The 21,924-nt window shown below is 45.3% G+C and carries 16 protein-coding genes; 10 read left to right on the top strand and 6 right to left on the bottom strand.

The features are described 5' to 3' along the window. The first annotated feature begins 30 nt into the window (after positions 1–30). The 8 genes from tssA (at position 31) to tssH (ending at position 11,120) form a co-directional block, all read left to right on the top strand. Entirely contained in the window at positions 31–1,335 is a 1,305-nt protein-coding gene (tssA, locus tag ACJJIN_RS16320; RefSeq protein ID WP_444895424.1) for a type VI secretion system protein TssA, read from the top strand. A gap of 44 nt (positions 1,336–1,379) precedes the next feature. Continuing rightward, positions 1,380–1,901, top strand: coding sequence for a type VI secretion system contractile sheath small subunit (tssB, locus tag ACJJIN_RS16315; RefSeq protein ID WP_413664115.1), 522 nt, complete (start codon positions 1,380–1,382; stop codon positions 1,899–1,901). Continuing rightward, positions 1,898–3,385: a type VI secretion system contractile sheath large subunit gene (gene tssC, locus ACJJIN_RS16310; protein WP_444895423.1), complete on the top strand. Its 1,488-nt coding sequence runs from the start codon at positions 1,898–1,900 to the stop codon at positions 3,383–3,385. Before tssB ends, tssC (ACJJIN_RS16310) begins: the two co-directional genes overlap by 4 nt. 107 nt (positions 3,386–3,492) lie before the next feature. Then, positions 3,493–5,007: a type VI secretion system contractile sheath large subunit gene (gene tssC / locus ACJJIN_RS16305; protein ID WP_444895422.1), complete on the top strand. Its 1,515-nt coding sequence runs from the start codon at positions 3,493–3,495 to the stop codon at positions 5,005–5,007. Between the two features lie 5 nt (positions 5,008–5,012). Then, a complete protein-coding gene (gene tssE, locus ACJJIN_RS16300; protein ID WP_444895421.1) occupies positions 5,013–5,486 on the top strand; it encodes a type VI secretion system baseplate subunit TssE in 474 nt (157 codons plus the stop codon). After that, positions 5,486–7,315 (top strand): type VI secretion system baseplate subunit TssF, encoded by a 1,830-nt coding sequence (gene tssF, locus ACJJIN_RS16295; protein ID WP_444895420.1) that lies wholly within the window; start codon positions 5,486–5,488, stop codon positions 7,313–7,315. Before tssE ends, tssF begins: the two co-directional genes overlap by 1 nt. Next, positions 7,279–8,409 carry a type VI secretion system baseplate subunit TssG gene (gene tssG / locus ACJJIN_RS16290; RefSeq protein WP_444895419.1) on the top strand — a complete coding sequence of 377 codons (1,131 nt, stop codon included), beginning with the start codon at positions 7,279–7,281 and terminating at the stop codon, positions 8,407–8,409. The genes tssF and tssG overlap by 37 nt, the downstream gene beginning before the upstream one ends. Before the next feature lie 41 nt (positions 8,410–8,450). Further along, entirely contained in the window at positions 8,451–11,120 is a 2,670-nt protein-coding gene (tssH, locus tag ACJJIN_RS16285; RefSeq protein ID WP_444895418.1) for a type VI secretion system ATPase TssH, read from the top strand. Between the two features lie 119 nt (positions 11,121–11,239). Here the strand turns inward: tssH and ACJJIN_RS16280 are convergent, their stop codons facing one another. The 6 genes from ACJJIN_RS16280 to ACJJIN_RS16255 all read right to left on the bottom strand — a co-directional run bounded on the left by ACJJIN_RS16280 (position 11,240) and on the right by ACJJIN_RS16255 (position 16,559). After that, on the bottom strand, positions 11,240–12,409 hold the full coding sequence (locus ACJJIN_RS16280) for a lipase family protein (RefSeq protein WP_444895417.1): 1,170 nt from the start codon (positions 12,407–12,409) through the stop codon (positions 11,240–11,242). A 224-nt stretch (positions 12,410–12,633) separates the two neighbouring features. After that, a complete protein-coding gene (locus ACJJIN_RS16275) occupies positions 12,634–13,050 on the bottom strand; it encodes a DUF6795 domain-containing protein (RefSeq protein WP_444895416.1) in 417 nt (138 codons plus the stop codon). 59 nt (positions 13,051–13,109) lie between these two features. Beyond that, a complete protein-coding gene (locus ACJJIN_RS16270) occupies positions 13,110–13,403 on the bottom strand; it encodes a PAAR domain-containing contractile injection system baseplate protein (RefSeq protein ID WP_413664124.1) in 294 nt (97 codons plus the stop codon). 3 nt (positions 13,404–13,406) lie between these two features. Further along, positions 13,407–13,985: a DUF6931 family protein gene (locus tag ACJJIN_RS16265; RefSeq protein WP_413664125.1), complete on the bottom strand. Its 579-nt coding sequence runs from the start codon at positions 13,983–13,985 to the stop codon at positions 13,407–13,409. A 13-nt stretch (positions 13,986–13,998) separates the two neighbouring features. After that, entirely contained in the window at positions 13,999–15,906 is a 1,908-nt protein-coding gene (locus ACJJIN_RS16260; protein WP_444895415.1) for a type VI secretion system Vgr family protein, read from the bottom strand. A 164-nt stretch (positions 15,907–16,070) separates the two neighbouring features. Then, positions 16,071–16,559 (bottom strand): Hcp family type VI secretion system effector, encoded by a 489-nt coding sequence (locus ACJJIN_RS16255; protein ID WP_413664127.1) that lies wholly within the window; start codon positions 16,557–16,559, stop codon positions 16,071–16,073. Between the two features lie 589 nt (positions 16,560–17,148). On the opposite strand from ACJJIN_RS16255, the gene ACJJIN_RS16250 reads away from it, so the two are divergent. After that, on the top strand, positions 17,149–19,770 hold the full coding sequence (locus ACJJIN_RS16250; protein ID WP_444895414.1) for a bifunctional serine/threonine-protein kinase/formylglycine-generating enzyme family protein: 2,622 nt from the start codon (positions 17,149–17,151) through the stop codon (positions 19,768–19,770). Positions 19,771–19,853: 83 nt separating this feature from the next. Then, positions 19,854–21,839, top strand: coding sequence for a ShlB/FhaC/HecB family hemolysin secretion/activation protein (locus ACJJIN_RS16245; protein WP_444895413.1), 1,986 nt, complete (start codon positions 19,854–19,856; stop codon positions 21,837–21,839). The last annotated feature ends 85 nt before the right edge of the window (positions 21,840–21,924 follow it).

Genomic DNA, 21,924 nt, shown 5'->3' with positions numbered 1-21,924 from the left:
GGATTTGATTCGGTATAAGGGCCTTTTTTGATGGCATTCCCAAACACGATAAATATCGATGAATTAGTTGCTCCAATCTCAGAGGATAATCCCGTAGGGGAAGATATCCGAGAGGATCGTTCGCCAACTTCTGATTATTACTCGATCAAAGATGCTCGCAACAGTGCAAGGGCTGCTGAACGCTCCGCAATGTTCGATGATGCAGACACAGACCTACTCGCACCTTGGAGGGATGTAGCAAAAGCTGCAGAAAATATCCTAGGGAAAAAGAGTAAGGACTTGGAGGTTGCCAGCTGGTATACCGAGGCCTTGATTCGCTTACATGGCTTTATTGGCTTGAGAGATGGCCTGCAGGTGATCGACTCGTTAGTAGAGCAATATTGGGAAGGTCTGTATCCCTTACCAGACGAAGATGGCCTTGAGACAAAAGTAGCACCCCTGACAGGTTTGAATGGTGATGGTGGTGATGGCACCTTGCTAATGCCTATTCGCAGTGCCGGTATTACTCCCGAAGGGGATTATGGGGACTATTCATTCTTCCAATTCCAACAGGCTCGGGATGCTGACAGAATTGCAGATGACGATGCCAAGGCTGCTCGAATAGAAACGCTGGGTTACAACCTTGAGCAGATTGATCAATGTGTAAACAGTGCGAGCGGTGAATGGGCTCAAAACCTCGTCCAGACAATCGAGGCAGCGCTGGGGCACTTTAAGACCATAAATGATAGCCTGCGACAAAGCTGCGGCCATGATGCCCCCCCATCCACGAATATTTCATCTCTATTGGATGAGGTGTTGCGGACAAGCCGCTTTATTTATAAGACGCACTTGGAGTCTATGGAGCAGACTCAAGAAGATGTGGCGTCTGAATCATCAAAAGAGTCTGCTGGGGAAGTTCAAGCTGGAAATGCAGCTGCAGCAGCGGTTACTTCTGTGGCTGCCTCTGCTGTAGCTGTCCCTACCGGTCCGGTAGTGTCCAGAGAAGATGCCTTAAAATTGCTTGAGCAGGCGGCAAAGTATTTTCGTACCTATGAGCCGCATACGCCGCTGGCGCCCGGCCTGGAGAGGCTGATAGGCTGGGGACGAATGACCGTTTCACAATTGATGTCTGAATTGCTACCTGATGATCAGTCGAAGGCGCTTTACTCCCAGTTGACGGGAGTTCGTCTCGATGGCACGGATACACAAAAATATATAACCCCACCAGTGACTACAAGTGGCACGTCATCAGCTCCTGCGGTTGCCGCAGATACACCTACTGAAAGTGTATCCGCGCCAGTCTCTGATGAAGGTTGGGGTGAGCAACCGCAAGAAGAAGCCAGCACTGGTTGGTAATTAACTGAGAACAGCAGTCCCTAAAGTCGGAAAGGAGACCTTAGATGTCTGAAAGCATCCACAACAAACTTAAGCGCGTGCGTAAGCCGCGTGTACATATCACTTACGATGTTGAAACTAACGGAGCCGAAGTCAAAAAGGAGCTTCCTTTTGTGGCGGGTGTTATGGGTGATTACTCTGGTGATAATGCCGAGAATCGCAAAGCTCTGAAAGATCGTAAGTTTATCCAAATTGACCGCGATAACTTCAACGACGTAATGGGTAAAGTAAACCCAAAGTTGAACTTGCAGGTTGAAAACACCCTGACTGGTGACGGTAGCAAGATGGCTGTTGATCTCGACTTCAACAACATGGACGCCTTCTCGCCGGAGCAGATTGTTGAGCAGGTTGAGCCACTAAAGCAATTGCTTGAAGCCCGTAGCAAGCTGCGTGATCTGCTGAGTAAAGCTGATCGCTCTGAGGAGCTTGAAAAAGTACTTGAGGATATTCTCAAGAGCACAGAAAACGTCAGCGCTATCTCTGACCAGTTGGGCTTGAATGAGGATAAAGGAGAGGACTCAGAATGAGCACTGAAGTAGAAAATGTTGCAGGAAGTGAAGCTGAAGAGCAATCGGCGAGTCTCCTAGACCAGGCGATTGCGGCAACTAAACAAACTGAGCCTCAAGAAGCACAAGACTTGCTTGCGAATTTGACAGAGCAAGTAATGAAAGGGACGGTCACCTGGGATCGCAACCTGACCCAGACCATCAAGAAAGCTGTTAGCGCGATTGATAAGGCCATGTCCCAGCAGCTGTCTGCGATTTTGCATGACGAGAAATTCCAGAAACTGGAAGGATCATGGCGTGGTCTGAATCACCTGGTCATGAACTCGGAAACTGGCGCTACCATGAAAATCCGCATGCTCAATTTGAGCAAGCGTGAGCTCTTCCGCGACCTGGATAAGGCAGTTGAGTTCGACCAGAGCCAGACCTTCAAAAAAATCTATGAAGAAGAGTTTGGTACTGCGGGTGGTGAGCCCTACGGCGTAATGATCGGGGATTTCGAGTTCACCAGCCACCCTGAGGATATCGAGCTTCTGAGCAAGATGTCTAATGTTGCTGCGGCTGGCTTCTGTCCGTTTGTTGCAGCTGCCGGTGCCGGCATGTTTGGTTTTGATGACTACACGGAGCTTTCCAAACCGAGAGATCTGGGCGGTATTTTTGAATCCGCCGAGTACATCAAGTGGCGCAGTTTCCGTGACAGTGACGACTCCCGTTTTGTCACCTTGGTAATGCCGCGTACCCTGGCCCGTACCCCTTATGGTGCTAACACCAAGCCGATTGAAGCTTTTGACTTCGAAGAATTTGAAGTGGATGAAGACGGCGTTTCCCGTCCAGCAGAGCACGATCAATACTGCTGGATGAATGCTTCTTATGTTATGGGCACCACCATGACTCAAGCATTCGCTGAGAATTCCTGGTGTACTGCAATTCGCGGTGCTGAGGGTGGTGGTAAAGTAGAAGGGCTACCATCTCACGTGTTCAAGAGTGACGATGGGGATCTCGATCAGAAATGCCCCACAGAGATTGGTATTACCGATCGCCGTGAAGCGGAGTTAAGCGCTCAAGGCTTCTTGCCTCTGTGTCACTACAAGAATACGGATTACTCGGTATTCTTTGGTGCTCAAAGTGCGCAAAAGGCAAAGGCATACGATGACCCTGACGCCACTGCTAACGCAGCTATTTCTGCCCGCTTGCCTTATTTAATGGCGACTTCCCGTATTGCACATTACCTCAAGGTAATGGCGCGCGATAAAGTGGGTTCCTTTATGGAAGCCGGTGATTGTGAGCGTTGGTTGAACAAGTGGATCTCCCAGTACACTAACTCCAATCCTGATGCGAGCCCTGAAATGAAAGCGAAGTACCCGCTTTCTGAAGCGCGTGTAGAAGTAAAAGAGATTCCGGGTCAGCCTGGATGTTACAGTGCGATTGCCTATCTGAAACCCTGGTTACAGATGGAAGAATTGACGACATCCTTGCGTATGGTGGCAAATATCCCATCTGCGGGATAAGGCTCCGGGCCCGCTCTTAGGGGCGGGTTCTCTCTTCACATGGCCTTGTTCAAGGCCAGCGTTTCACCATTATTTATTCAAATAATAATTCTTGTTGGAGTATACCGGTGCCCCGTGCAGCACATGACCAAATATCGGAAGATCAACCAGATGTTCTACCGGAGAAATTGGCGAGAGGGCAGCAGAGAGAGCTACATAAATTTCTGCAGGAACCGGATGACCTTTTTGCATTTGAATATTGGCTCACAGAATTATCCCCTCGTACAAATAGGGATAATTATTCCGTTCGCCAATATCTTGGTCGAATTGTCGCCGAGTTGGATGAACTAATCTGTGACCAGCTGAATTGCATAATTCATCACCAGAAGTTTCAGAGACTTGAAGCGAGCTGGCGGGGGCTATCCCTCTTAGTGTTTGATACGCCCCACGCTGAAAATATTAAAATAAAACTCTTGGATGCCAGCTGGAAAGAGCTGGCGAAGGATATGGAGAGGGCCCCGGATTTTGACCAATCTGGCCTGTTTCATCTTATATACAATGAAGAGTTCGGTACTCCAGGCGGTGAGCCATTTGGTTTGTTACTTGGAGATTACTATGTATCTCATCGGCCACTGCCTGATCACCCTTATGATGATGTCTTTACTTTGCAGGGCATCGCACATACTGCAGCCGCAGCCTTTGCACCGTTTGTTTGTGCATCAGCCCCACAACTTTTTGGCGTAGACAACTTTTCGGATCTAGCAAAGCCTATCAATTTTTCAGAAGTATTCCGTCAAAAGGAATACATTCGATGGAATGGCCTTCGGGACCTGGAAGACAGCCGATTTATTGCTTTAACACTTCCTCAAGTTTTAATGAGAGAACCCTATAATCAGGAGTTTTCATCCTATCGTGGTTTGAGGTTTCAGGAACAGGTACGGGCACCCCATAGCCAGAATTATTTATGGGGGAACGCCTGCTTTGCATTGGGTACCGTGCTATTAAGAGAATTTAGTGAAGTTGGCTGGTTTTCACATATTAGAGGAGTTGCTCGTGATCATTTGGGGGGAGGGTTGGTAACCCAGCTACCAATGGTGCCTTATAGGCCAGATAGTACTCCTGGCATGATCCGAATGGCCACTTCAATTTTGGTAACTGATTTTGCTGAGCGGGATTTAAGTGACTTAGGGTATGTATGCTTGAGTCATTGTTACGATACTCCTTACAGCGCCTTTAATAGTGTTCCATCACTTCAAAGGCCGAAGCAATTCACTTCTAAAGCAGCCACGGCTAATGCGCGTATTAGCTCCATGTTACAACAAATACTTTGCGCATCTCGATTTGCTCATTATATCAAGGTAATGATAAGGGATAAGGTGGGTGCTTATATGAATGCTGCAGATTGCGAGCGGCAGTTGCAGCATTGGCTGGATGAATATACAACGGGAAGGGATGACCTTTCCTGGGAAATGCAGGCTCGATACCCTCTACGGGAGTCCCGGGTGCAAGTAACGGATGAGCCAGGTAAAGCGGGTAGCTATCAAAGTGTGATTCATCTCAAGAGTCATTACACCGTTGACCATCTTGTATCCGAGCTAAAACTTACAACCGCATTGGCAACAATCGGCGTCGGAGCTACCTAATTATTATGGTTAGAGAAAAGCGACTATTGGCACCGGTATTGGATCGATTATTACAATCATCTAGTAAATTGGATGTACATCAATCCCATCAAGTGTTGAGACAGTTGCGTGAAGGGGTGCGTCGTGATTTGGAATACTTGTTCAATACAAGATTCAAATGTATTTCCGCACCTTCAACTCATGAAAGTTTAGAACAGTCGAATATTAACTATGGGTTGCCAGACCTATCAACAGTCAATCTTTCTTCTGCCGCTAGCCGAAAACAGTTTTGTCGAGATATTGAAAAAACAATTTTAAATTTTGAGCCCAGAATACGTTCGGTAAAAGTAACCACCCAAGACAAAGTGGATGTCGAAGATCCTAGTATACGCTTTCGTGTAGAAGCTGTATTACATGTAAATCCAGCATCGGAAGTTATTGTATTTGATTCGGCACTCAACCCAGTTACCCAGCTGGTGGATGTCTCTGAGATTATGTGATGAGTGAAAAGTTAATAGATCTCTACGAGCGCGAGCTCGCATTCATTCAGCAAACTTCTGCTGAATTTGCAAAGATGCACCCAGCTGCCGCATCCCGACTTCAGCTGGATGCAGACACAGTTGATGATCCTTTAGTAGGGCGACTGTTGTCCGGCTTCGCTTACATGAATGCTCGGGTGCAGCAAAAGCTGAGTGATGATTTTCCGGAGTTAACGGATGCAATGCTGGAAACTCTGTATCCTCATTATCTTCGTCCAATTCCCTCTTGTGCCATTGTTCAGTTTGAACCGGAAAAGGATTTGGATGCGATAACCCGGGTAGAAACGAAGACTTTACTCGAAAGTGACAGCTTTCAAGGGCAAACCTGCCGCTTTACAACTTGTTATCCAGCAGAAATTTGCCCATTTCAGGCGGTGAGTGCCACCCTGATGCCAAGGCCATTTATCGCTCCGGGCTGTAATGACATTCAGGGCGCTAATGCAGTTTTAAAATTATCCCTTAAAACTTTTAGCCCAAGCATAAAATTTTCTGAGCTAAACCCTGAGAGTCTCCGCTTTTTCCTTCGTGGCCAACCATCTCATATCTATAGTTTATATGACTTGCTACTAAGTAAGTGTGTCAGGTTGGTTGTTGCCAATGGGGAGAGTGATCCAAAGCCAACTTTTCTCTCTCCGGATGAAATATGTCAAGTGGGGCTAAGTCCAGATGAGGGTTTATTGCCATATCCTGATACCGCATTCGTAGGATATCGACTCCTAACTGAATATTTTGCTTTTCCGGAAAAGTTCCTTTTCTTGGATATATTAAAAGTTGGTGAAGCGTTAAACGAGAGCTTTGACGACACGTTAAATCTGTATTTTTATTTATCCGAAACTCATGAAGAGTTAGAAAAACAGATTTCTCCAAGTATGTTTGCTCTGGGCTGTGCTCCGGTCGTTAATTTATTTAAGCAAAGTGCAGATCCTATTCCACTTAATCACTCGCAGTATAGTTACCATGTGGTCCCTGATGCTCGTAGAAGTGATGGCTTGGAAATATACTCAGTGGATGAAGTTGCGGCAACTAATGGTGATGGAGAGACAACCAGTTACCGGCCTTTCTATGGAATTCGACACAGTCAACATCATGCTGATCAATCTGCATTTTGGTTTAGTCGTCGCAGAGATGTGATCGAAGGAGAGCATCGGAATGAACAAGCATCTGAGATTGATATAAGCTTAGTCGATCTGGACTTTAACCCGCATAGAATTAGTGATCAGACATTAGATATTAAGTTAACCTGCTGTAATCGAAATCTAGCCAAAAAATTACCTAGTGGTAGCGCCCAGCCTTATTTAGAGGTTGTTGACGGTGATTTGCCAGTTAGCCGAATTAGTTGTGTGGTTTCCCCAACGGCAACTATACGACCGCCTCGACGAGAGCGAGGGTATTGGAGGTTAATTTCCCACCTTAACTTAAATCATCTTTCTCTATCAGGTGCAGAGGGATGTAATGCGTTAAAAGAAATTTTTAGGCTTTATGACTTCCGTGACTCTGCTAGTACGCGTAATTTAATCGAGTCATTATTAAAGCTTAATACTAAACCGGTTACTGCTCCGATTCAGATTGATCAAAGTGTAGTTTTATGTCGCGGCACAGAAGTTGAGATTGAGCTTGATTCCATGATGTTAACAGGAACAAGTCCATTGTTATTTGCTAGCATCATAGAGCGTTTCCTGGGCTTATACTGTTCAATTAATTCATTTACAAAACTGATTGCCACTATGAGTGGTCGAGATGGGGAGTTGAAGCGATGGCCACCTCGCGCCGGCGAAAAAGCTTTACTGTAATTGAGCGTTTACGCCGAGAGCCTTATAACTTTGATTTTTTTCAAGCGGTAAGGCTGGTAGAGCGTGCAGTACATCTGGCAGGTACAGGTTTCAGTAAAGAACCTATAGCGAGCGCTGCCCCTCCGACTAAAGAGCTGATTCGGTTTAGTGCTCAATCTGGGTTGTCTTTTGTCAGCTCGGATGTTTTACGTCTAGAGAAGAAAAGCGTTGAACATGAAGAGCCCGATGAAAATGAGACTCATCAGTGGCATATGGAGGTGGGTTTTACAGGGTTAATCGGTAGTCAGGGGGTGATGCCCTATTACCTGACAGAGTTAGTGCAGAGGGAGCTTAGGGAGAACAATACGGCACTGCGTGATTTTCTGGATATGTTTAATCACCGAAGTATTTCCCTTTTTTATCAAGCTTGGCATAAATACCAGTTGCCTGTGAATTATGAGCGGCAACGCCTGCAGAATTCTCGAGAGCCAGACAAGTTTACCCAGGCTCTTGCATCCCTTGCAGGGCTTGGTACAAATGAAATGCGCTATCGAATGCCGATACCGGATGAAGCACTAGTTGGAATGGGAGGGCACCTTTCCAGTGGACGTTGTTCTGCTACCGCTTTATCCAGCATGATCAAGCATTATTTTGATTTAACGGTAAGTATTGAACAATTCCAGGGACAGTGGGATGAGTTACCGGATGATATCTTGTGCCGACTGCCCAGTGCTCAGGTGCCGAAGGGTATTAATAATTGCTTGGGAGTAAATACCATTCTGGGTACGCACTGCTTCCAAGCCCAGAATAAATTTCAGGTAATTATTGAGTCAATGCCTTATGAGCAATTTATGACTATTGCTCCGGGTACGAAAAAGTTGGAATCGCTTAAGGAGTTTATTCGCTTTAGTGCTGGTATTGAATTGGATTTTGAGTTGTCGGTGACACTTTCAACCAGCCAGGTGGTACCTATCCAGCTAAATAGAAAAGCTGAGAATGAACCTTTACTGGGATGGAATACTCACATGGCTAGTGAACAAGATGGTGAAAGGTTAGTACAAATAACTTTAAGTGCGGACAATATTTCACCTGATGAAGCTTTACCTGCTGCATAAGTAAAATTAACAACATTATTATTTAGGAAAGGATATTCAACGTGATCAATATCGATTTGAAGCGATTGGTTGATACCATGACTCCGCATATGCGTGACTCACTAGAGGGCGCTGCTGGGCTTTGTCTGTCACAGAACCAGTACAATGTTGAATTAGAGCATTGGTTACTGAAACTTTTGGATCAGTCTGATACTGACCTTTACCATCTGTTGGAAAAACACGACTGTAATCCAGCAAATTTTGCCAAGCAGCTGGCTACAGCGATTGCTGGATTTCGGGCCGGCAGCAGCCGTCCACCAGCCCTGTCCCCAACTATCGTAGAAGCAGCGAAGAATGCTTGGATGCTGGCTTCTATTGATTATGGACATAGAGCAATCAGTTCCGGACACTTTTTGACTGCGCTTTTACTGGAAGAAACTTCTCGTCGCCAGATTTTAGAATCCTGCCCAGAACTGAAAGAGATAGCTCCAGAATCGATTCGCGAAACTGCTCGTGCAATGTTTGGACAAAGTGGAGAGTCTAGCCATATTAGCGCTACGGCGGATATGGATGATGGCGCAGCTGCAGTTGCTGCAGCTGCTTCTAAAGCTCCAGCTTTGGACAAATATACAATCAACCTAACTGAAAGAGCGAAGAAGGGAGAGATTGACCCTGTACTTGGTCGTGATGAGGAAATACGCCAATGTATCGATATCTTAACTCGCCGGCGTCAAAATAATCCGATCCTGACTGGTGAAGCAGGTGTTGGTAAAACTGCCGTCGTTGAAGGCTTTGCTCTTCGAATAGCTAGTGGTGATGTACCTGAGCCATTGCGCGGTGTAGCCGTACGCACGCTTGACTTGGGACTTCTTCAGGCTGGCGCCAGTGTAAAAGGTGAGTTTGAAAACCGCTTAAAGTCTGTAATTTCAGAAGTGCGAGCATCTGCAACGCCAATTATTCTATTTATTGATGAAGCGCACACCATGATTGGCGCGGGCGGTAAAGAGGGGCAGGGGGATGCGGCTAATCTCCTGAAACCTGCACTGGCTCGTGGTGAATTGCGTACTTTAGCTGCCACAACCTGGGCGGAATATAAGAAGTATTTTGAACGCGATCCTGCTTTGACCCGTAGATTCCAGGTAGTAAAAGTGGAAGAGCCTGATGAGAGCAACGCGATTGATATGATGCGTGGTATCGCAACCTCGCTGGAGGAGCACCATAAAGTACGCATTCTGGATGAAGCTATCATAGCTTCGGTCAAGTTATCTCATCGTTATATTCCCGGGCGCCAATTGCCAGATAAGTCTGTTAGCTTACTGGATACGGCCTGCGCGCGCGTCGCTCTTAGCCAGTCTGCTACTCCTGGGGCGATTGAAGATGCTCGTATCAATATTGATCGCACTAATACTACCCTGGCTAAACTTGAACGTGAAAACGCAGCAATGGGTGAGCATGAGGAGCAACTGGCAGAGCTAAAAGAGTTTAAAGCTTCCGAAGAAAAGCGTTTGGAAGTGCTCGAACAGCAATTGCTTAAAGAAAATGAGCTAATCGGACAGATTCAACAACTCCGCGATCAGATCGATGTAGAGTTTATGAAGGCCCAAGGTGGTGAAGGTGAAGATACACCCGACGAGGCCTTATTAGCCGACTATCAGCAACAGCTCAAAACATTAACTGCGGACTTGGAGGTTATCCAGGGGGATACCCCGTTAATGCAGCCAGCTGTTGATGAACAGGCTATTGCCGCAGTAGTTGCCAACTGGACTGGAATTCCTGTCGGCAAGATGGTTAGCGATGAAATTATTGCTGTGAAAACTTTGGCAGAGCGCCTGAATAAACGTGTTATTGGTCAGCCCCATGCTATCGAGGCTGTAGCTCAGGCAATTCGCACTTCTCGAGCAGGCTTGACAGACCCGCGTAAACCGGTGGGTGTGTTTATGTTCTGTGGTACTAGCGGTGTAGGTAAAACAGAGACTGCCCTTGCCTTGGCTGATGAGCTGTTTGGTGGTGAGCAAAATATCACGACCATCAATATGGCTGAATTCAAGGAAGAGCATAAAGTATCTATGCTGTTGGGCTCTCCTCCCGGCTATGTAGGCTACGGAGAGGGCGGTGTTCTTACCGAAGCTGCACGCCGTAAGCCTTATTCGGTAATCTTATTGGATGAGATGGAAAAAGCTCACCCAGGTGTACAAGATGTTTTCTATAACCTGTTTGACAAGGGGACCATTAAAGACGGTGAAGGAAGGGATATCGACTTCAAGAACACCGTAATAATTATGACCTCCAATGCAGGGGAGGATGCAATTAGAGCTATCTTCAGTCAAGTAGAAGAAAAGCCTGAGCCAGACGTATTGATGGATAATATCCGCCCACATCTGCTACAAAAATTCAAGCCTGCTTTCCTCGGTCGAGCAAATGTGATTGCTTATTACCCTCTCGATGATGAGAATCTGGTAGAGATTTGCAGAATCAATATGCGTAAGATTGAAAAGCGCGTTCACGAGCATTACGGAGCTTCCTTTAGCTATGACGAGGATGTTTTGATTAATATCGTTGCTCGTTGTCACGAAGCTGATACAGGTGCTCGTAATATTGAAGTTATTCTGAACAAAACATTATTGCCGGAGTTGGCTAGTGAATGTTTGGATAAAATGGCGCGCGGTGAAGAGGTGAAAGCAATTAAAGTCTCCGCTGCTGAGGATGGGGGGTTTGCATATAGCGTAGTTTAATAATAGTGAAGGCTAGGTGGTGTAAAAGCCACCAAGCCTTCACTAGTATAAGTGTTGATTAAATTCTTTATTTTTAAATAAAAATATATTGTAAGTTTTCGCTCTAGTGACTTATAAGTTTATTCGTCTCTAAATATTGATCTTGCTGCTTTTTCGACAAGAAGATCAATTTTTTGCTTTAATGAGGTCAGAATGTATCGAATAAACTGATATGTTAGATTGATATCTTTTTTAACCTTCATTCCTAGCATAATCATTATCTTCTTGATCAAGTTATAAACCCAAGAAGATAGACTTTTAGAGAAATCAATCCCTTGTTGTAAAACATAAGCTAGCATGTCTAACAGTGTTACACCGGTGGCTATGCCGAATTGTATAGCTATTCCGGTTAGCTTAAGAATCTTCAAGATCACATAAGATATGGCCTTATTGATCATTTCCATTGTGTTAATTGTGAAGCTTATTGGACTATCAGATTTTAGCCAATTTTCAATTTCTGATGGAGAGGTGGGTGGCTCTAGTTCATACATGGTATCCCAAGAGCTAGCTTTATTTACACTCTCTATATATCTAAACATTTTATGATATTCACCTGAAGGTGAGTTACCCGGGCTGTTCAGACAATATACTTTCTCCCCATATGGTAAATGATAAAAGGGCCACATTGGCACCATAGGAACAACATCAGTTTTATGATACACTCGATATATATCTTTACCTTTATTTAATTCGCTGGTAACAAGTTTAACAAAACTTAAAGCCCCAACTCTTGGGCTGCCGAAAGTATATAGTTTTATGTTGTTAGTCGGAGATAGCCCTGATTTTTTTAACCATTCACTGGTAAGTGTTGCTAGAGCCCCTCCAAGGCTGTGTCCAACACAGTGGATTGTTCTAACATTATGACCTAGGGAAGAGATTTTTTCTTTTAACTCTGGCAAGATGCTACCAAAGCATTTATTGAAGCCAGTATGCACAAGCCTATTTGTTTCTGAAGGAGAAAATCCAACAGTTGCATCCGTTGCCCAGTCAAAGTAATTGTCTGTTCCTCTCAGGAGGACGAGTACATCATTTTCAAACTCTCCCTTGCCGTTTGCTACGATACCAAAACCGGTTCTTTTCTTTATAACCCATAATGTCCCTGAATTGCCGTCAATGACATCGTCGTGATTTGAAAAATCCCATTGGTTTTTAAAACGATCAATAGTTGGCGGGGTGAATTTATCGCTTTGAATTTCGTAAACTGAGCTTGCTAATAATGCAGCATCTTTATGCGTAATTGTACTTCCCATCCTAATCCTCCTAACCGTGATATGAAATACCTCGGTGGTTTGTTGCTAATTAACTCCGATAAATAAGTATGAAATACAACATATCTTAACCAGATGGTTTTCTGATCATGATTAAGTGTTAATACGTAGCACACGTGCTGATTATTAGGCCTTTATTGTTAAAGGCTTATTATTTTTATGAGTGGTAGATGTTATGTGGGTAATTGATTAATACTTTAGGGTTGTTAACTGTCTTGTGTTTTAAGTTTGCAGTTGGTGCCCACAGAATTGAATGTCAAATGAATAAATTTGTATTCATCTGTTATTTCGCATTGGAAATCTAGTTTTTTACCCTCAAGTTCAGAGTTCAGTTCTTCGCTTCTCTTTACTGTTTCCCAAATTAAATAATCTTTTCCATTATGGTTAACTATTATTTTTTGATGAGAAACGAACTCTTTGGGAAGCAAATTTCTCTCTAGTTTTGTGAGTGGTTCAAAAGAAAAGTGGCCGTAACTATCAGTTATAGTAATATCTTCATAAGTTTTTCCATCACATTCCACTACTCTTTTTACTGATGTATTTTGAGTTGGGGAGTTTTCATATGTTAAATAGCCATTAACGGGAGAAAAAAGGAAAACCTCATCTTTTGTGAAAATTGACATAGATACTCCGCTAGTGGATGAAAGTATTATTACAATAAATAAAAGAAATCTAGACATTTTCAGCCGCCAATTAATACCGTCGGGCAACCAATAACTATTTTTCCACCATGCCCTGTGGTGTCTCCCATTCTTGCTGCGGGTTTCTTTTGCAACATTACCGTTGTACTTCCCATGGCGACCGTATCGGGCGGTCCAACACAGGTACAAGTGCTACCAACGGTTGCTGAAGGCATCCCACCGATGATAACGGTGGGTGCTCCTGGGCTTACTACTGGGCCACCCACATGAGGTACTGTGCCGGTGACCATTGGGCATACATGCATATCACCAATACGGGAAGCTGGCTTACCCATAGTTTATCCCTCAACCCTACCGTTTCCGCCTCGTGCTAGATCGAGACCTTGCTCCATATAGCGCATGAACCTTTTATTTGGATCGACTGGGTCAGATAGCACGGCAGCAAGGGTAACACTGCCTGCGACTGCATGAGCATAAAGGTGTTCTGGCGGCTCTACTACCGGCTCGCCTTCGGCTGCTAAGCTCCCATGACACCAACTCGCTGCCGTAGCCGCCCAGCTCGCTGGAGTTTTATGTTTTGTTTTATCGCCGAATAGTTTGCAGCGTAAGCGGGCTTCCTCACTGGGCTTTTTTGCCCAAGTCTCAGCTGCATTAAGCGCATTCACATTGTCATCGTCAGTTTGAGGGCCTTGGATATCTCGGGCCGCGAGGCAAGCCCACCACACGGCTTCCCGCTTTGGTAGGCCATGAGCAAGCAACTTGATCGCATCTGGAAATAGGCCTGCTTCCACAAGGCGGTTTATGCTGACTTCTGGTGCTGTATCCGGTACCAGATGATCTTCTGCCTCGTCACTAACTTCAAAATTCTTAAGTAGCTCATCTGCGGTGAGAGCTTCTACTTTAATGAGGTCTGTCATTGATATATCCCCATCAGTTAATCATGGTTACGCCGCCTTTCAGGGTCAGCATTCCGCCACCTTTAACTTCTGCAGTAGCGTCGCCCTTACAGGAAAGCATTGTTCCTTTGATGGTGATACCAGCTGGAGTCAGTTTAATACTGCTACCGCCGACTTTTAATTCAATGGATGCTTTGGAGGAAATCTTAATTGCGCCCATTGCATCAGTAGTTTGAGAACCTTTACTGACCTTGAGTGTGTGATTTCCTGACCCGATAGTGACAACTTGATTGCCTTTACTGACATTGAGTTTCTGATCACCTTTTGAGATGGTGACAACTTCACTGCCATCGGTAACCGTAATAGTCCGGTCTTGTTTAACCTCAAGGGTTTGTTTGTTTTCTATCTTTCCTGTTTGATCATTATGGACGACAAAGTTATGGTCTTTGCCGGCTTCCATATAAAGCTCTTCGCTTCCGCCTTTATCATCAAACCGAAGTTCGTTAAAGGCGCTACCTTCATATTCAGTTTTCCAGCCACTTTGGGTCGCAGTGTAATTGGGGCCCGGATTATCACCGTTATATACGGCTCCGGTTATCAGCGGTCTATCCGGATCACCATTAATATAAGTAACAATAACTTCTTGATTGACTCTGGGGACAAAGTTCGCACCCCAGTTTTTTCCGGCAAATGACTGCATCACCCGTACCCAACAGCTGTTCTGTTGCGAATTCCATGGGAATTTCACTTTGATTTGGGTGTAGGGGTCTTGTGAACTATCAGAAGTGGTTGCTTTAACTTCAAGAACGCGTGCGACTTGCGGAGAGTGTACTTTCTTCGCAAAAATATTTGGCTCAGGTCTTGGAGTTACTGATGATGGGATACAACTGAAAGTATTGTGGAAATGTGTTTCCGCACTATTGCCGTCTGTAGCAGAGATATGTACGGAAGTAATCAGGTACTTCCCTTTCTCTGACGATAATGTGTGGTCAAAATTAAAACGGCCGCCAGCTGTGAATGAGGGGCAGTCACTGCGCCCATGGCTCACATCAAATAAAGCTTCTTGTGCTTCCATTGAGCGCTCGGCTAGTGCCTTGTGGTAGCTATCTGTAAATTTATGCTTATTTTCACCGTCAGCCTGGAAATGATTTAGCCCATAAAGGCCGCGCATGTAATTGCTGACATCATTTAGTTGGCTGGTGGTTTTAACTTGCTGCTTATTATCTTTTGTTGCGGTGAACTCACAATAATCTTTCAGTTCAAAGCCGCCACCATGATAATTGAAATTTCGCTGCCAGCTACTTACGGTATTTTTTGTCGGATAACTGCCGCTCCCATCGTATTCTATCTGTTCGCTTTCGCAGTCATAGAAATCCTGGCTATCATCACAAAGTACAAGTTCGTGTTGCCCATTTGAGTGCTTGAAGTAATAGGAGATACCCTCTTCAGCCATAAGGCGATTGATGAATTCAAAATCACTTTCATCAAACTGCACACAATATTCACGAGTTATATATTCAGCATTTAATTTAACGCTTAGCTTTACAACTTTGCTGTACTCGCCCAAAACTTCTTCAAGAATCTGTTTAGCAGATTTCTTTTCAAAAATTCTGTTGGAGCCCCCGAGGCTGGTAAACCAAAGGCCAGGTTGAATTGTGGCGCTATAACTTCGCACTCCCTCAGCGTTAACATCGCGCAGAGACAGTTGAGTAACGTAACCATTGATATAGCGAGGAGTTTCTGAGTGGTGTACAGAAACGGTAACAGCCTTGCCGACGATATCTTTCTGGCTTATTGCATGGTCATCGGACAGGAGCTGAAGTTCATAGCGGAAGAGTTTGGATATGTGCTCTTCGCCTTGCAGGCTGGTAGCGATTACCGCATCCGTGCCGAGCGGGCTGTCGACTTTAATCAGTCTTCTATCTTGATTTAATGTAGTCATGGGCAGCCCCTACTATCCCTACGGTGCCTTGGAGAATAGTACTAGTTATTATACATTCAGTTATTTAGCTGAAAACTCAATAAGCGCTCAGCTAAATAACTGCAAAATAATGGTCTGCAGAAATTCCTGCAGACCATTGTATATGCAGATCAGATTCTGCTGGCTTACAGCGGCTTGGCTGTTTCCAGGTCGTATCCAACACGCATATTTTTGGGGTTCTTATTGGTCTTGTCTGCGTGGTTGAGATCTGCTTCGATTTTAGCGTAGCTCAGGGATACAGACTCAGCCGGAGCGCCACCAGCGGAAGCCCCGATGCTGTAGGAGGAAATCAGGGTGTTTTCCAGTTTGTAAACAGCGTACTTCTCTACAGAGTTAGCACCGGTTTGTACTACGTGGATCTCAACGGTAACACCTTCGTCACCGGTTACAGAAGATTTGAACAGACCGCCGGAAGCAGCGTCGATGCGCTTGGTGAAGCTTACTTCGCTCAGGCTTGGACGAGAAGCTTCGCGGTTTGACATGGCGCCAGCTTCCATGGTAATGCCGCGGCCAACGCCGAAGTTGAAGCTGTCAATTTCGATCCAGTCCTCGTAGCCGGAAGCAGTAACATTGCCTTTGATGGCTTTGTTGTTGTAGTTCATGTAGATAGCCATGGGATGTCCCTCATTAGTTGGCGTGTGATGTTGGTGGTTAATCCCTTACCACCGCGATTCGCAGTAGTTCAGGTGGTCGTCGCGGTGGCAACTGTGATGATTTAAACAAAGAGAAAGCTAAAAACAAACTAATTTTCGAGTTATTTAATCGACTCTGGCACTAATTTCGAGAGGCAATTTTATGCTGTTACGATTTATGCCTGTTTGCCCTAATTGACTCTGACACTAATTTAATATTGCTAAAAAGTAATAAATCTCTAACGGGGATAAATAAGTGGTTTGAGTCATGGATATTGATTGACAGTTAAATATCTATTTGAAAGCATTTACTGGTATTTTTTTGATAAGCTTGCTTTGTAATAATATGTAATTCAGCCTTATATCGGAGCGATACTCAGTGTTTTCGGGGGCTGGATCAAAATAATAGTTTGATGGCGTGTTAAGGCAAATTTATTTGAATATTGATTCATTGTTGCCACATAGGCTGTTCGATATACTTCGCACCCTACTTTATTGCCTTGCCCATTAGATCAATAACAAAGTTTTTGCGGATTTGGATGTGTCGTAATGGTTTCCCATGGAGGCGGAATTGAACGATAAGACGCGTATTGTTCGGCCGAGTGGCACTCCGCCGGGCTCAGGCCAATCAACCAGCGGGCTGACAGAAGATGGTGATATCACCGTTGTTGTACAGCAGGATAAGACTGGAGCAAATGATCACCCCCCGGTTAAAGGTGCCCAACCGGTAATCCCTTCAGCTGCTGCCAGCTTTAGCTCAGATGCTACTGTCTTTGCGCCTTCCCCTAATCCCAATCGGGTGGGAAGTGGGGCTGGGGGCAATGAGGTTTTGGGTGGGGTTTCCGCCGATTCGGCAGTAATGCCTGAGCCCTTTGAAGCTTCCGGCTCAAATGCAGTGACTAAAACTGTAATCAAAGGTCGATTTGAGCTTGACAAGCTCCTGGGCGTTGGGGGGATGGGGGCAGTTTACAAAGCTCTTGACCGCCGTAAATTGGAAGCCAGTGACAGCGAGCCCTATGTCGCTATCAAGCTGCTTAATGATGATTTTCAAAAGCATCCCGATGCTTTTATTTCCCTCCAGCGGGAAGCGCGCAAGTCACAAACGCTTGCACACCCTAATATCGTAACGGTATACGATTTTGACCGTGATGGTGATCGCGTATTTATGACAATGGAGTTCCTTGAGGGTGCTCCATTGGACAAGTTGTTGCGTGACCATGCCGATGTTGGGTTGGAGCCCGAGCGTGCCCGCTCGGTATTTTGGGATATCTCCCAAGCCCTGATATATGCCCACTCCCACAAAATTGTTCACTCGGACTTTAAGCCAGGCAATATCTTTGTCACCAATAAGAAAGGTGCAAAAGTATTTGACTTTGGTATTGCCCGAGCTGTTTCTGAAGGGGGGATCGCAAATAAAGCTGGCGAAACGACAGTATTTGACGCGGGCACTCTTGGAGCCCTGACTCCGGCATATGCGAGCCTTGAGATGCTCAAGGGAGCTGAACCGGCACCGAGTGACGATGTGTTTGCGTTGGGGTGTGTTGCCTATGAGCTCTTCTGCGGGCGTCATCCTTATGACAAGACCCCCGCCGATAAAGCCATGGAGCAGGGCCTACGCCCCAAGCGGATCAAAGGGCTTAATCGCAGGCAGTGGCGCGCACTTGAGTCAGCACTCGAACTAAAGCGCGAAAACCGCACTAGTACCGTAGAGAAGTTTGTACAGGCGTTCTTTGTTAGCCATACGTGGAAGTGGGCCCTGGGAAGCGCGTTTGTGTTGGTCTTAGGTGGAGCTGTAGTGGGCTATAGCCACTTGCAGCAGCAGAATGCAGTAGAGCAGGAGCGAGTCAGGATAGAGCTTGAACGCAAACATGAGCAGGAGTTGTTGGAGCGCCGTACTGCGGACAAAAAAGAGGCAATATCTAGGCTAATCGCACTGAGTATTCTGACTCCTGCCTGGGAGGAGGATCTCAGGCTTGAATTGGCAGAGTACGCTGAGTTGAACCCTGCTGATAAAGAGTTTCAAGATACTTCGCGTCGCCAGATATCAGAGCTATTTTTGGCAGCCGCTACAGGTCAATTGAATCTAGGCAATCTTGATCAGGCAGATGTGATGCTCAAGGGCGTGGCTAATTGGTATGGTGATTCCAGTGAAGCGGCGGCGATCAAGTCGCAGCTAGCTGCAGATAGAGAAAGCTTGCGGGAGAGGCTAGAAGCTGAGCGAGTAGCAGCAGAACGAGAGGCTGAGCAACTTCGTCTGGCTGAGGAGAGGGCCGAGCGCCGTCGTGTAGCCGCCGCTAAGCAAAAAGAAATTGATGCGGTGCTCGATGATATGGAGGTTGCACTGACTTGCAGCTTTGAAATGAGCGTTCCAGGTGTTGGTGCACAGCTTTCCCGGCTTGCGCGCCTTGATGCGGTAAAAGCGAGAAAAATTAGACCTGTCGTCGGCGCTGAGTTGGCGAAATGTGCGTCAACCTTGGGTGCGAGGGACCCAGTTCAAACGGAGTCCTTAGTCGATCAGTTCAGAGCTCTTGTACCTACTTATCAACCTTTGAAGGAGTTTCGCTTGGATTTCTGCGGCCACCTCCCGCCGGGCAGTGGTGGGCGAGGTGAGCGATACAGTTGTCGTGATCGCTTGGCAGATGGAACTCAAGGCCCGGCGATGGTCGTTATCAAGGGAGAAGGTGGGCGCCATTTGGCTGTAGGGAAATATGAGGTGAGTAATGGAGACCTCCAAATTTATTGTGACACCATTGGCGGTTGTGGGACATTGCAGCTGGGTTTATCAGCGTTGCCAGCAAATAATTTACCCATTGAGATAGCTGAGGCTTATCTGAACTGGTTGAGCGATGAAACCGGGTATGAATACCGCTTGCCCACTGAGCAGGAATGGTTCGCGGCTGCGAGTGCTAATGGGCAGGGTGAAGTTGCAGACCGCAACTGTCACTTGAAGTATGGGGGTATTGAAAAAGGTGCTGAGCTAGTACCGGTGAGCTCTGGTTCCGCAAACGGGTTTGGTCTGGTAAACCCTGTGGGGAATGTTCAAGAGTGGGTTCGTGGCACTGGCGAAGAGATAATGGCACTTGGCGGTAGCCGAGAGGACCCTATGAGTCGTTGTTTGGCAATAACCAAGAAGCACCATACTGGCGAGCCAGATCGATTAACAGGGTTTCGTATTGTTAGGGATGTAAATTAATAATCTGTTTTTGACCGAGACTGAAATAAGTACACAACAGCTTGGCATACTGAAATTTCTTAAATTAATTGTCTGGGGGAAAAATGCTCGGGCTTAAAAAAAATAAGCTGGCATTCGCGGTGGCTGCTAGCTTTTTACTGTTTCAATGTCCTGGTTATGCTCAGGATGAAGGTTCGAGTTTTAGAAGTCAGGTTAGAGAGGCTTTTGATCAAGATACAGCCACAGTTAATGAGGCTGATGTAACTAAGGATTTTTTGCAGCGCACTTACGAAGCAAAAGCCCCTAATCTGGATACTGAAATTCCAGAAGTATCTCAAAGGAATCAAGGACCGCGAATTACAATCAAAAAATTTCATTTCCACCGTCTGGAAGAGTACCCAGAATTTGGTATTGATCGTGAAACGGTCGAGAAGATGGCTGAGGATCTGCGTATTAAGTTCATGAAGGAGGACAAAATCCTTTCTAGTGGCTATACAGTGGAGAATCTGGAAGAACTAGCAGTATTGCTGGATGGTATGGATGCCCAGTTCAATCCAGGCGGATTGGGTCCTTCGGAATTGCGAAAATTAATTAGTGTTATCGAAAAGCAAAATAAAGAACGTGGTATTAGTTATGCGGACCTTGAAGAAATAGCCGCGGAACTCACTAATTTCTATCGTCGCCAAGGCTTATTTCTTGCGCAAGTTCAAATTCCTGCACAGGAAGTTGAAAACGGTGTGGTTACTCTCACGGTTCAAGAAGGTTTGTTAGGGCAGGTTGTTGCGGAAGACAATAAGGGATATGCATTAGAGCAGTTAGCAGAGCCTTTTGAGGGGCAGCGTGGAAAATTAGTTAATCATGAGAGTATTGAGGAGGGGCTTTATCTACTAAATGACTTGCCGGGCTTAAATGTTACTGGCTATTTTAGTGCAGGAGAAAATCCAGGCGAAACACGGCTTAACTTAAAGGTTCGAGATGCAAAAGGTTGGAAAGCCACCTTCAGAACCGATAACCATGGCTCAGCTTACACAGGCGACCAACGTTTCTATACAACCATTGACTGGCTAAATCCCTTAGGGATCGGTGATGCTCTTTCCGTTGGATATTTAAAATCGACTAGCTTAACTAATTATGAATCAAATTTTGGTTCAGATTTGGGGCAGTTTAAGTATAGTTTTCCAATTTTTGGTCCCCGCACTCGAGTTCAATTCTCGGCTGCTCACAATGAATTTATTTTAAAAGACGTAGAAGACCCAGATAATACAGTAAATAAGCTGGATATACATGGTGATAACAAAAGTTATGCGATTACTTTAGATCATAAATTCCGAAGATCTAGGGATTTTAACCTTACCGGTTCTTTCAGTTTAACAGAGAAAAAGTCTAATCTTTTGGCCATCACTTCTTTTGATGAGCCGGGCGATCACGTATATGGTGGAGAGCTGGGCCTTTACTTTGATCATCTCTCTAGTGGTGTGATTCCCATGCTTAATATATTGAGTACAAATGTTCAATATGGAGAGCATCGAAGAGAGCTAGAGGAGTCTCTGCAAGAGGACCGCGGTGATAATTTTGCTAAGTTTTCTTTGAGTGGCAGTTCCCTCCTGTTTTTACCTATGCCATTTAGCGATGATCAATCACGTCTGATACTCAAGGCCCGAGCACAATATAGTGATAGTGCTTTACCAGCTTTTGAACAGTTGTCGCTCGGTGGGGCCAATGGGGTGCGGGCGTTTGATGTAAGGGATTTTTCAGCTGATACCGCAGGACTATTATCTGCTGAATGGTATATGACTTTTCCAGATATGATAAATCCGATCCTATTTGATCAGCGTCTAAATGATATGTTTCAAATGGCGTTATTTACTGATTTTGGCTATGGCATCGTAAATAACTATAAAGAAGGCAAACAAGATGATTGGGCGAGATTTGCCGGTGGAGGTTTACTCTTTAAGTTTAATTGGAATGAATTTTTTGCCAGTAAACTATCGGTAGCCTGGCCGATTAAGACTGCCTCATCAATTGAAGGCACGGGGCTCGATATGGATGAGCCGACGGTATATGCGGATTTTTCTGTATTTTATAACTAATTAGTTAAAATTATTTATTAGCTGAAGTCGAGCAGGAGCTCTACGAAAGGTGCTGGTATGAAAAGCAATAAACATTCTCTGAAGT

It is taken from the genome of Microbulbifer maximicatervae (SeqCode) (genome assembly GCF_052467505.1).
This window is presented reverse-complemented; position numbering and strand designations above follow the sequence as displayed.

Excerpts from the sequence above, each read along its gene's own strand:
- tssA (WP_444895424.1), top strand. The coding sequence starts at position 31 with ATGGCATTCCCAAACACGATAAATATCGATGAATTAGTTGCTCCAATC.
- tssB (WP_413664115.1), top strand. The coding sequence starts at position 1,380 with ATGTCTGAAAGCATCCACAACAAACTTAAGCGCGTGCGTAAGCCGCGT.
- tssC (WP_444895423.1), top strand. The coding sequence starts at position 1,898 with ATGAGCACTGAAGTAGAAAATGTTGCAGGAAGTGAAGCTGAAGAGCAA.
- tssE (WP_444895421.1), top strand. The coding sequence starts at position 5,013 with ATGGTTAGAGAAAAGCGACTATTGGCACCGGTATTGGATCGATTATTA.
- tssF (WP_444895420.1), top strand. The coding sequence starts at position 5,486 with ATGAGTGAAAAGTTAATAGATCTCTACGAGCGCGAGCTCGCATTCATT.
- tssG (WP_444895419.1), top strand. The coding sequence starts at position 7,279 with ATGGCCACCTCGCGCCGGCGAAAAAGCTTTACTGTAATTGAGCGTTTA.
- ACJJIN_RS16280 (WP_444895417.1), bottom strand. The coding sequence starts at position 12,409 with ATGGGAAGTACAATTACGCATAAAGATGCTGCATTATTAGCAAGCTCA.
- ACJJIN_RS16275 (WP_444895416.1), bottom strand. The coding sequence starts at position 13,050 with ATGTCAATTTTCACAAAAGATGAGGTTTTCCTTTTTTCTCCCGTTAAT.
- ACJJIN_RS16270 (WP_413664124.1), bottom strand. The coding sequence starts at position 13,403 with ATGGGTAAGCCAGCTTCCCGTATTGGTGATATGCATGTATGCCCAATG.
- ACJJIN_RS16265 (WP_413664125.1), bottom strand. The coding sequence starts at position 13,985 with ATGACAGACCTCATTAAAGTAGAAGCTCTCACCGCAGATGAGCTACTT.
- ACJJIN_RS16260 (WP_444895415.1), bottom strand. The coding sequence starts at position 15,906 with ATGACTACATTAAATCAAGATAGAAGACTGATTAAAGTCGACAGCCCG.
- ACJJIN_RS16255 (WP_413664127.1), bottom strand. The coding sequence starts at position 16,559 with ATGGCTATCTACATGAACTACAACAACAAAGCCATCAAAGGCAATGTT.
- ACJJIN_RS16245 (WP_444895413.1), top strand. The coding sequence starts at position 19,854 with ATGCTCGGGCTTAAAAAAAATAAGCTGGCATTCGCGGTGGCTGCTAGC.